We start from the raw sequence: 9,213 nt of genomic DNA on the forward strand, positions 1-9,213 counted from the left end.
CAGCCGGAAAGCATGGTCCCAACGATCAGGCACCGCACCCCAAGGGTGGGCGGACATTAATCGGAACGGTGGGCGGGATCAGCTCGGAATCCCGGGCGGGAATTCCTCGGAATGGTGGGCGCGATCACCTCGGAATCCGCATGCTCGGATGGACAGGGCCTCATGCGTAATTTCCATTCTACGCGATGATCCACACCGTTGGTACCTTCTGGATGTGGTCGCCGCGCTAGATTTGCCGGACTGTTGGATCGGCGCAGGCTTTGTAAGGAACGCGGTGTGGGAACACCTCCACCAGCGATCAGCTATGCCGATCTGTGGCGATGTTGACGTAATTTGGCATGATCCGCGTCGCGCCGATCCGATCTATGATCGGGAGTTTGAGGCGCTGTTGCAGGCTTGGGAGCCGTCCATAACTTGGTCGGTCAAAAACCAAGCCCGGATGCACGTCCGCAATGGTGACGCTCCATATGCCTCCGCGACTGATGCCATGCGGTATTGGCCCGAAACGGCAACAGCGATTGCCGCTCGCCGCATTGGAGCAGGTGGTTGTCAGATCGCAGCCCCGTTGGGCCTGAATGACCTGTTCGGCCTCGTTTTGCGTCCGACGCCACGCTTCCGCGAAGATAAGCGCGCCATCTATGAGGATCGCATACGCTCGAAATCTTGGTGCGATACTTGGCCGCTTCTCACTAGGATCGAGGCCTGATGCCGCCGCTGGCGACAAACAGGTGATAGGAGATATGCGGCCTATGCGACGGCCTGCAATCCTCTACGCTGGATTATGGACAGCAAACGCAAGGCGGGACCACCCGGCCGCTTTACGCCGCGCTCCCAGTCGGACACCAGATTGCGCGATACGTTGAGATAGGCGGCGAACACCGGCTGCGAGACATGCTCGCGCTCGCGGATCGCGCGGATTTCATCACCCGCTAGCACCGGGGCCGGAGCAAGGCACGCCTCATCGAACGTGCGAAGCGTCGCGCGCGACACCACGCCTGCGTCGTGCGCGTCGCTCATCATCTCATGGATCGCGCCCGCGATCTCGCTGCGATAGCCCTTATCCTTCGTTGTCGTCGTCATCTTCGATCTCCACCAGCGTTCCAGATGCCACCAGTCGGTCCAGTTCCTCGCCGCTCCATTCCAGTGCCTCCGTTGCCGCGTCCCGCAACAGCGCGAGGTCGATTTTCGATATGTTCGCCTGTGCGCTCTTGGCGAACCCGAAAGCGAATATCGCGCGGTCGCCATGCCGGAACAGGATCAACGTGCGATAGCCGCCTGATTTGCCCTGACCGGCGCGCGCCACGCGCTGCTTGATGACGCCGCCGCCAAGGTCGGCGTCAATCAGCCCGCTTGTCGCACGCTGCACGGCGTCACGAAGGGCCGAATCATCTATTCGCTCCTTCCGCGCAAAGCGCTCGAACCAGCCATTCTTGAAAATGCGCGTTATGCCCGGTTCTCCTGCTTTACCACATATATAACACTTAGCGTTATATTTCAATATCGGGCATCGGCATTCAATCGCGCCGAAGTGCCGAAACCTGCTGCAAGCGGCACGGTAATGCCTCACCTCTTGTGCGGCGGGGCAAGGCGATACAGCATGCACCGTGGCGAGCGGACCGGTCGATGGAATATTCGCGATGATGCAAGAATCGATCGCTTCAACAATTGCTCCGAGTCGCAAACAAGCGCCTGTCATACCTAGCGGGATGCGGACGGCAGACCCCAAAGCGCGCGGGCTGGGACGCATTGGGAAAAAATGTTCGCAACGCTGTCGCACGACAGGAGACGACAGGGGACGCCAGCGGACGACAGAGCCCTACGACACCATTTTCGGCACTCTTGCGCCGTGCCGAAGAAGCGCCAACTCTCAACCCAAGGGGCACCATCGACAACCATAGCATGGAGAAGAAGCGCCCCGTGTCCCACCCTGAAAAAATCATCCGCCTCAAGACGGTGCTGCTGCGCACCGGACTTTCCCGTTCCACCCTCTACCGCAAGATCGCGGACGGGACGTTCCCCCGGCAACTGCCGATCAGCATCAACGGCGCTGGCTGGCATGAGTCCGCCGTCGATCGCTGGATTGCCGATCCGGGCGGCTATCGCGCCAGCGATAGCGAAAGGGCTACGCGGTGAAGACCACGCCTTCTCCCGATCCGATCTGCGTCCGCGTCAATGACGCTGCACGCATGATCGGCGTCGGGCGGACCAAGCTCTACGAGCTGATCGCGGCCGGAGAAGTCGAGACGGTGAAGCTCGGCAAGTCCACCCGTATCACCACCTCCAGCCTGCATGACCTCATCAGGCGGCAGCGCGGAGCGGGATAGGCTCAGACGCCGTGGCGGCGGCGTCCTTCCCCTTGCGGTCCAGATACTCGGCCCAACGCGCCATCAGGTTCCGGCGCTTCTCGAAAAAGTCCGTGCGGCGATAAGCGGCCTCGACCTTGTTGGGCAGCTTGTGCGCCAACGCCTTGTCGGCAACCTCCTTGGGAAAGCGGGTTCGTTCCGATGACCAGTCGGTGAAGGCGGAACGGAAGCCGTGCACGGTCACGCCCTTGATGCCGTCATCGCGGAGCAGCTTGGTCATGGTCATGTCGCTGATCGGCTTGTCGCCGTCATTGCTGAACACAAGGCCGGTGTTGCTGGTGCGCTCGTTCCACCGCTTGCGGAGCAAGGCGACGGCGGGCGCGGACAGCGGCACGACATGGGTTTCCCCCGCCTTCATGCGCTCGCCCGGAATGGTCCAGATAGCTTTCTCAAGGTCGAACTCGGTCCAGACGGCAAAGCGCGTCTCGTTCGACCGCACGGCATTGTAAATCGTGAAGCGCAAGGCATCGCGCCCGGTCGTGGGCGAAGCCGCTGCCAGCTTCTGCATGAGGGTTGGCACGTCCGCATAAGGCATGGCTTCCAGATGCCCGCCCTTGTCCACCTGACGGGGAAGCCCCTTACGGACGGAGCGCAACGATACCTCGCCCGGAAGCCATCCCTTGATATGGGCGAAGTCCAGCACCGCGCCGATGCGCTGCAATATGCGCCGCGCCGTATCGGGAATCTCAAGCCAGATGGGCGAAAGCACGTCGACCACGGCGGCGCTGTCCACCTCGTTCACCGGCTTGGTGCCGACCATCGGAAAGACATGGTTCTCAAGGCTGGAAATCCAGTTGGCATGACGGCGGTTCTTCCAGCCCTCTTTCAACGCCTCGTAGCAGTCGCGCGCCACCGTCTCGAAGCTCGGCACGACCTTGCGCGACTTGCGTCGTTCCGCAACCGGATCGACGCCTTCGCGCACCCGACGGCGTAGCGCCGATGCGGCATCGCGCGCTTCCGCAAGCGATACGTCCAGTGCCGATCCCAAGCCATAGTCCCGCCGCCTGCCGTCCTTCTGCATCCGTAGCACCCATGTCCGCGCGCCGCTTGGCTTCACCAACAGGCAAAGCCCCCGGCCATCGACATGCCGACCGGGTTTCGCGTTCTTCACCTTCAATGCCGTGAGGGCCATCGGTTCTATTCCTTGCCTGAAATGATCCCACAATCGTTCCCACATTTCGGTGGGAATTCAGGCAAATCAGGGCGACCGACCGCGAACACATTACAACATAAATCGCTGATTTTACAGTGCAGTTAGGGACACCCTGAGCTTGCTTGACACAAAAGTTCTACACTCGTAGGGGTCACCATCGGTCAAGCGGGCGGTCGGCCCGCGCGCTTTCGACCATTCCGACCATGCGGCCCCTTCGTCTAGCGGTCAGGACGCGGCCCTCTCACGGCTGAAACACGGGTTCGATTCCCGTAGGGGTCACCAGCTTTTCTGCGGCTCTCAGGGATGCACCGGGGGAATTTCCCCAATGCATCCCTAATAAGCGGTATTTGTCAGGCTCGGATTACGCCCACATTGTGGACCTCGCGAAGCCAGCCAGCCGCGCGCGCCTTCGCACCCTTCGACCGGCCGTGCAGAGCTAGCCGGATCATCGACGCGACATCGTCATTGGCGGCGGCGATTTCGATCACGCGACCTTCACAACGAGCGCAGCTCAGTTCGCCCGGCACTTCCAGATTTTCCATCTTGCTCATCGTCGTACTCCTTTGTTGCGACAGCTAAAGCATCTGAAATCAATATGTTGATTGCAACGAGATTGTTGTCGGGCGATTTGTCGATGGCCACCAACGTGGAGCGCCGCCCCCTCCTTGGCGATGCTGCGAACGCCTGTAGATTTCGCTGGCGCGTTTCCGGGATCGGTGGCCAGCTGTGGAGTGATGCATGTCGACAGCGACCAACGGCCGCCGACATTGATGATGGCCAATGCGCCTGGCTGGGTGCGTCGCTCGTGACGGCTAAGCATCAATCTCAGGAGGCGGGTACGCGCAACATGCTGCATCCCGCTGGCCATAGGGGCAGGGCGAGGGGCATGGTGGCCACCTCGTCAGCCCGAACCGGACCCCGCCGGGGGTACCCGCCCGCGCCGCCCAAAATCTATTTCGGGCACCCACACTAAATTTTTGATTTTGCGGCCTTTGGGACAGATTGTCCTCAACTAATTATTTTTATTGATCAAATTTGTATCGAATAAGCCGAAACAGGGTTATGTTGGTCGGCATGGACCAACAACAACCAACGCCGGCTAGGCTCATGGAGGTGGGCAGAGCCCTGCGCATTGCGGACGAAAGAGCGCGGCGCCTAGCAGCGGAAACTGGTCTATCCGTTCGAGAAATTGAGAATATGGCGCGCGCCGCGTGCGCGCGACCTGAGCCAAAGCCAGTCGGCCGCCCTGCCACCTGTTGGTCTGATCGCCTCGGGTTCGCCAAAGATGGCGCCGGACCTGTTCCTTTTCACAGCAACCGCTCGACGATCGCATTGCGCATTGTCGTCGAGCGCGCGGCCGACCGTGCCCTAGAAAGCGATGCGGCCGCGTATCGCAAGTTGGTGGCTGGTCATGGCAATCCCGGCTGGACCGCGCGTGAGAAACGGCAATGCGAGCAGGCGCTTAAGGATGCACTATCTGCGGCCGGAGTTCGATAACTTTCCGCGTATGCTACCGTGCGCACTTCCGCGCCTACGCAGGAATTGCGTCGGCTGGGGGCTCATCGAGCGCGAGATAATCTTTAGGTGCCTCGACGTTGGTACCTTTGAAATACGTCTTCACCAAACGGCGGTTTTCCTCGTCGAAGCTCACATATCCGCTCATGCAATAGGCAGCGATTTCTGGGTTGGTGCGGTGGATGGTGAGAAAGTTGCGCTTTGTCCAGCCAAGCAGCGCTTTGCGCAGCGAGTAGAACTCGCGTCCAAAATCGGTGTTGTTACCGACGCGGAGGCCCATCACGTTGAGACAGAAGGCGAGAAGCCTGGCGCCCTTAAAATTCGGCCACTCGCGCATATCCTTGATCTCATCGAACAGTCGGCGTGACAGCTTGAACCGGAAAGCATCCCATGCTGCGCCATCGCCGCGAAGGTCGGTCCAGATTATATTGTGATGAACCCACCAAACCGCGTCTGCAGGCGCTTGGAAATAGGCGGCGGTGTGTATTATCTCAAAGGTCATTTCGGCGAGCCGATCAAGTACCGTTTCTTCGCGATATACCTTGCGAGGGTCCGGCTTTCGCAGCGTTCCAATTTGAAATTCCTCACGTTTCGAGAGGAATGTTACCGCATCCTTTACAAAGTCCATCGCGGCGCGGAGCCGCTCTCTCGGGACCTCATTTCCATCTTCCATGGCCGAGCTGTCTAGCCTGCCGCGGCCACTTCCGGCCTGCTGAATGATTTCAAACGCACGATTAAGCGGCATCGATGATCCGCGATATCGTCCGCTGATGACGTAATCCTTAAAGGTGAGGAGCGCGATCCGGCAGTATGCGTCGAACTGGTCGCCATCAAGCGACAGAGAAATGCGATAATCGATGTCAAATGGCGAGTATCGGCCCCTGCTCAATCCCTCCACAAGAAGATAATTCCCGTACATCGCGTTGCTGAAGGGCTGCTGCCGGCCGACCAGGTCGAAGGCGTCGAGATCGTCTTCGAGATAAAGGATCGAATCCTTGTTGAGCAGGGCCTCGGTAGTGATGTTGCGGGCAAACTCGCCGAGCGGCACGTCATAGATTTTTTGCTTCGCCGCCTCCTCCATGAAGACGATCGCTGTGATTGGCGCGTTGGCGACGATGTGCCGGCACAGCTTCCGGTTTCCCAACATCATTAGCGCATCGTGTGCATAGGCCTCCGGCGTATGCTTTGGGACATCGCCTTCCGTTCGCTCGCGGCGCGACTTGCCGATGGCCCCATAGATCTCCACCAGATTCTTGGCCGAATAGGCCAGTTCGGCTCCGAGGGCAGAGAGCTCGGCATCCGAGCCGCGCACGATAGATCGATAAGTTACCGCGGAGAAATGACGGAAGTTCGATCGACTGAAGACGGGCGGCCTGAGGAAGGCGTACCAGATCCACAGCAAGGTCACGATGAGGAACAGGGTTCCGAGAAGAGCATGGATGTCCGCGCGCGAAAATCCGAGCGCGGGGGCAAGCCAGCGATCGGCGAACCAGAGGTCGGTGATGAGTGCGCCGAAGCCGATGACGATCGTGCCAATGAACGTAATCTTGTAGAGCGGCAGCGGAGCGATCGAGATCCGGTATTTGTAAAGGTAGTCGCTCGAATTAAAAACGAGGATGAGCAGCGCCAGCGCGCTGATAAATTCGGCGAACCCGAAGATCGCGCTGCCGGCATCGGCGGGTGGCGGGTTCAGACATATGCCCAGCAGGGTGGAAGAGCAGGCCATGTCAGTGGCTAGGGGCGGGTTCAGGCCGCGGGCCCAACGACAAGCACTCGGGCGCAGGTCGTAGGCTCGCGATGGATCGCGGCCTTGGTCATGTGTTTTCTATGTATCTGCTGCATAGCTTTGTGCCCCGTGCGGGTAATGCGACAGATCGAACGCGCAGCACAAGGGCCGATTTTTTTAATCGCAAGAGCTTCTATGTGGTTCGCAATCCCACCGATCAGCCAAGCGGTTAAACAAGCCCCGCAACGAACGATCCTCCGACAATGAGGGGCGCAAGCGTGAACCCCATTGCTAGAGCGCGGTCTTTGTCATTTGGTTCGTGGGACATGTCGCCTGAATGGCCAGTTGCCCATCGTCGACAAGCAAAAAGGCCCCGCATGTGATGCGGAGCCTTCCCGGCTGTCTTAAGCTGGTCCCCACAGTCGGTACGGGTCGCTACGCCCGACTGGAGAGTACCGAGAATAGTCGAGCAAGACTTTCCGTCAATGGGCGGAAACCGCGTACAGAATCTCGATTCGGGCGAAATCCGGGATCATTCCTTAACTGCTTTGGTACCGTATCGCGGGTGAGTGGACGGCAGCTATTCATCACCTAAGCTTTTTCGCCCGGCTCGCCACAACATAGATCTGTTCCATAATGGAGCAACTATCCGGAATTGCCATCGGCCGGCAGGTGTAATGCGTGATAGGCCCCGCCGATCTATTTGATCTATGGGGGATTCGTCGATGAGGGTTCGTTCAGCTATTTTTGCCGCAGCCTTGCTTGCCGCAAATCCAGCGCAGGCTGCCACTGTCGTTTGGAACATCGTTGGCACCGTAGCTTCAGTCGACCCGGCGTTGGCAGCGTATTATACGACCAGCACGCCAGTGACGCTTTCCTTCAGTTACGACACGACGACGCCCGGCTTCGGTAATTTTATGTCTCAGACATATAGCTTGGCGAGCTTCAGCCTCTCAGTGGGCGCTCAGGCATTCACGCCCGTGTCTGCTCCAGTCGTCACGATATTGGACAATGCCCCCTATGATGAACTGATCATCCAAACACCGCTGACAGGGGTTTCCGTTCCCGGCTTGGACGCGCCATTCTTGGCGTTCGGAATGTATGACACCTCGGCAACGACAGTCTCAGGCCCCAACCTCCCGACCGGACTGGGCGGCCTAGTTACAAATTCGTTTTTCATTGATCACGAAGATAGGCTTGCGAACGCAGCCCGACGTGTGAGTTTTCGGGTGACCTCAATTTCGGTGGAGAATGCAGCCGTTCCGGAACCCGCTACTTGGGCGACTATGCTTCTCGGGTTCGGTCTGATCGGTGGAGCAATGCGCTACCGTCGTCGTAAACCGTCTGTCACGGTGGCATACAGATAAGCAGGTTGTGGGGTTTGGCCTGTGATCATCGCCGAGGCTTGCTCCAAATCTGAACAGCTATACGGAATTACCTTCGCTCCCTTAGCGTGGACCGTGATACCGCTGACCTAACTGAACTTGTGGGGGAATAGTCGTGAAAAGTTTTATATCGGCGTCGGCTGCTGCACTTATGTTGGCCTACGCAGCGCCTGCTTCAGCTTCCGTGACGGTAGGCGAGCTGCCAGGCAACTCAGGAAATTGTTTTCCGTTCTCGTGCACGTATAACGGTACGTATCAGCAAATTTACGGTGCAAATGCCTTCTCTGGTGTAACGTTATTCGATACACTCACGTTCTACGTAGATCCCGGCTTCGAAGGGTCCGTGAATACGGGCACGTACGATATAAAATTTTACTACTCGGCTGCCAGCGTAGATGGGCTAAGCACGAATGGAAGCGCAAACCTTGGCTCGGCTATTGGTAACTTTGGCAGCTTCACTTTGACTGGACAGTTCGTGGACTCGACTCTCGTATTCTCGGGCGTAAACCTGCAATACGATCCAAGCTTGGGCAATCTTTTGATGAACATCGCTGCGACAACTACCGTCGGAGGAAATACGTCGTTCGATAGCGTTTTCGCAATCGACGAGACAGCACGGCAGTACTCGGGACTTGGCCTCAATGGTACTGACAGTCTTGGTCTCATCACTACCTTTTCGAACGAGCGGACCAACGCCGTTCCAGAGCCTGCTACATGGGCAATGATGCTCTTGGGCTTTGGCGTGATTGGCGGGGCGATGCGCTCGCGCCGCCGGACTCAGGAGAACTTCCGGATCGCATAGCGATCATAATTGCGTCGCGACTCCGCAACTCTTCGCTAAAGCGCTTGGCGCAACGGCGCCTAGTCAGCGTCTCGGTTCCGCGCCACCACCGCAATCACACAGACTACAATAACGGCGGCGGCGAACGTGCCTGAGGATCAGCGTGCAATAGGCACCCCCTTCGTGGGGTGATCGGCGTGCAAAAAGGACCCCTTCATCCCGGGGATTTAGTCGGCCGACTGGTTTTGATCAGTTGGCGAGAACGGGATGTTGATCGTGGAGACAGTGGT

10 protein-coding genes and 1 tRNA gene are annotated in these 9,213 nt (G+C 58.6%); 6 read left to right on the plus strand and 5 right to left on the minus strand.

The window, feature by feature from the left end; genetic code table 11:
• Positions 1 to 148: 148 nt before the first annotated feature.
• The gene (locus JNM03_RS11855; RefSeq protein ID WP_294036817.1) at positions 149 to 706 is read left to right on the plus strand and encodes a nucleotidyltransferase family protein; all 558 of its coding nucleotides are present in this window, start codon (positions 149 to 151) and stop codon (positions 704 to 706) included.
• Between the two features lie 41 nt (positions 707 to 747).
• Here the strand turns inward: JNM03_RS11855 and JNM03_RS11860 are convergent, their stop codons facing one another.
• Positions 748 to 1,080 (minus strand): DNA-binding transcriptional regulator, encoded by a 333-nt coding sequence (locus JNM03_RS11860; RefSeq protein WP_294036819.1) that lies wholly within the window; start codon positions 1,078 to 1,080, stop codon positions 748 to 750.
• Positions 1,058 to 1,498 (minus strand): type II toxin-antitoxin system RelE/ParE family toxin, encoded by a 441-nt coding sequence (locus tag JNM03_RS11865; protein WP_294036831.1) that lies wholly within the window; start codon positions 1,496 to 1,498, stop codon positions 1,058 to 1,060. The genes JNM03_RS11860 and JNM03_RS11865 overlap by 23 nt, the downstream gene beginning before the upstream one ends.
• Before the next feature lie 419 nt (positions 1,499 to 1,917).
• Between JNM03_RS11865 and JNM03_RS11870 the strand changes: the two genes are divergently transcribed.
• Positions 1,918 to 2,133: an AlpA family transcriptional regulator gene (locus JNM03_RS11870; RefSeq protein ID WP_294036833.1), complete on the plus strand. Its 216-nt coding sequence runs from the start codon at positions 1,918 to 1,920 to the stop codon at positions 2,131 to 2,133.
• Positions 2,130 to 2,324 carry a helix-turn-helix domain-containing protein gene (locus tag JNM03_RS11875; protein WP_294036821.1) on the plus strand — a complete coding sequence of 65 codons (195 nt, stop codon included), beginning with the start codon at positions 2,130 to 2,132 and terminating at the stop codon, positions 2,322 to 2,324. Before JNM03_RS11870 ends, JNM03_RS11875 begins: the two co-directional genes overlap by 4 nt.
• On the opposite strand, the gene JNM03_RS11880 is transcribed toward JNM03_RS11875, so the two are convergent.
• Entirely contained in the window at positions 2,299 to 3,495 is a 1,197-nt protein-coding gene (locus tag JNM03_RS11880) for a site-specific integrase (RefSeq protein WP_294036822.1), read from the minus strand. The two genes, JNM03_RS11875 and JNM03_RS11880, sit on opposite strands and share 26 nt — an antisense overlap.
• A gap of 228 nt (positions 3,496 to 3,723) precedes the next feature.
• Between JNM03_RS11880 and JNM03_RS11885 the strand changes: the two genes are divergently transcribed.
• Positions 3,724 to 3,798: transfer RNA gene (locus JNM03_RS11885), tRNA-Glu, on the plus strand.
• Between the two features lie 68 nt (positions 3,799 to 3,866).
• Here JNM03_RS11885 and JNM03_RS11890 read toward each other — a convergent pair.
• Together JNM03_RS11890 and JNM03_RS11895 are read right to left on the minus strand one after the other, a co-directional pair.
• Entirely contained in the window at positions 3,867 to 4,067 is a 201-nt protein-coding gene (locus JNM03_RS11890; protein WP_294036824.1) for a hypothetical protein, read from the minus strand.
• A 980-nt stretch (positions 4,068 to 5,047) separates the two neighbouring features.
• Positions 5,048 to 6,757 carry a hypothetical protein gene (locus JNM03_RS11895; RefSeq protein WP_294036826.1) on the minus strand — a complete coding sequence of 570 codons (1,710 nt, stop codon included), beginning with the start codon at positions 6,755 to 6,757 and terminating at the stop codon, positions 5,048 to 5,050.
• Between the two features lie 725 nt (positions 6,758 to 7,482).
• Here JNM03_RS11895 and JNM03_RS11900 point away from each other — a divergent pair.
• Together JNM03_RS11900 and JNM03_RS11905 are read left to right on the plus strand one after the other, a co-directional pair.
• Entirely contained in the window at positions 7,483 to 8,124 is a 642-nt protein-coding gene (locus tag JNM03_RS11900; protein ID WP_294036828.1) for a PEPxxWA-CTERM sorting domain-containing protein, read from the plus strand.
• Positions 8,125 to 8,257: 133 nt separating this feature from the next.
• Positions 8,258 to 8,944: a PEPxxWA-CTERM sorting domain-containing protein gene (locus JNM03_RS11905; RefSeq protein WP_294036830.1), complete on the plus strand. Its 687-nt coding sequence runs from the start codon at positions 8,258 to 8,260 to the stop codon at positions 8,942 to 8,944.
• Positions 8,945 to 9,213 lie beyond the last annotated feature (269 nt).

Origin of the sequence: Sphingopyxis sp. (genome assembly GCF_016793825.1) — a bacterium.
GTDB lineage: Bacteria > Pseudomonadota > Alphaproteobacteria > Sphingomonadales > Sphingomonadaceae > Sphingopyxis.